Source organism: Streptomyces sp. NPDC048018, assembly GCF_043202995.1.
In the GTDB taxonomy this organism is placed as follows: Bacteria; Actinomycetota; Actinomycetes; order Streptomycetales; family Streptomycetaceae; genus Streptomyces.
In genome coordinates, this window is sequence record NZ_JBIDBK010000031.1 from 1 (window position 1) to 1,433 (window position 1,433).

Genomic DNA, 1,433 nt, shown 5'->3' on the forward strand with positions numbered 1-1,433 from the left:
CTGAGACCTGATGCCGAGCCGATTGTGGTGAAGTGGATGATCCTATGCTGTCGAGAAAAGCCTCTAGCGAGTTTCATGGCGGCCCGTACCCTAAACCGACTCAGGTGGTCAGGTAGAGAATACCGAGGCGTTCGGGTGAACTATGGTTAAGGAACTCGGCAAAATGCCCCCGTAACTTCGGGAGAAGGGGGGCCACGTCTGGTGATCGGATTTACTCCGTGAGCTGGGGGTGGCCGCAGAGACCAGCGAGAAGCGACTGTTTACTAAAAACACAGGTCCGTGCGAAGCCGTAAGGCGATGTATACGGACTGACGCCTGCCCGGTGCTGGAACGTTAAGGGGACCGGTTAGCTCTGTTTCGACAGGGCGAAGCTGAGAACTTAAGCGCCAGTAAACGGCGGTGGTAACTATAACCATCCTAAGGTAGCGAAATTCCTTGTCGGGTAAGTTCCGACCTGCACGAATGGCGTAACGACTTCTCGACTGTCTCAACCATAGGCCCGGTGAAATTGCACTACGAGTAAAGATGCTCGTTTCGCGCAGCAGGACGGAAAGACCCCGGGACCTTTACTACAGTTTGATATTGGTGTTCGGTTCGGCTTGTGTAGGATAGGTGGGAGACTGTGAAGCGGCCACGCCAGTGGTTGTGGAGTCGCCGTTGAAATACCACTCTGGTCGTGCTGGATGTCTAACCTCGGTCCGTGATCCGGATCAGGGACAGTGTCTGATGGGTAGTTTAACTGGGGCGGTTGCCTCCCAAAGGGTAACGGAGGCGCCCAAAGGTTCCCTCAGCCTGGTTGGCAATCAGGTGTTGAGTGTAAGTGCACAAGGGAGCTTGACTGTGAGACCGACGGGTCGAGCAGGGACGAAAGTCGGGACTAGTGATCCGGCGGTGGCTTGTGGAAGCGCCGTCGCTCAACGGATAAAAGGTACCCCGGGGATAACAGGCTGATCTTCCCCAAGAGTCCATATCGACGGGATGGTTTGGCACCTCGATGTCGGCTCGTCGCATCCTGGGGCTGGAGTCGGTCCCAAGGGTTGGGCTGTTCGCCCATTAAAGCGGTACGCGAGCTGGGTTTAGAACGTCGTGAGACAGTTCGGTCCCTATCCGCTGTGCGCGTAGGAATATTGAGAAGGGCTGTCCCTAGTACGAGAGGACCGGGACGGACGAACCTCTGGTGTGCCAGTTGTCCTGCCAAGGGCATGGCTGGTTGGCTACGTTCGGGAGGGATAACCGCTGAAAGCATCTAAGCGGGAAGCCTGCTTCGAGATGAGTATTCCCACCTCCTTGAGAGGGTAAGGCTCCCAGTAGACGACTGGGTTGATAGGCCGGATGTGGAAGCCCAGTAATGGGTGGAGCTGACCGGTACTAATAGGCCGAGGGCTTGTCCTCAGTTGCTCGCGTCCACTGTGTTAGTTCTGAAGTAACGAACA

At 56.1% G+C, this 1,433-nt stretch carries 1 rRNA gene; it reads left to right on the forward strand.

What is annotated here, in order from left to right:
* Positions 1-1,392 (forward strand): 23S ribosomal RNA (locus tag ACGF1Z_RS35580); the annotation flags it as partial.
* Between the last annotated feature and the right edge of the window lie 41 nt (positions 1,393-1,433).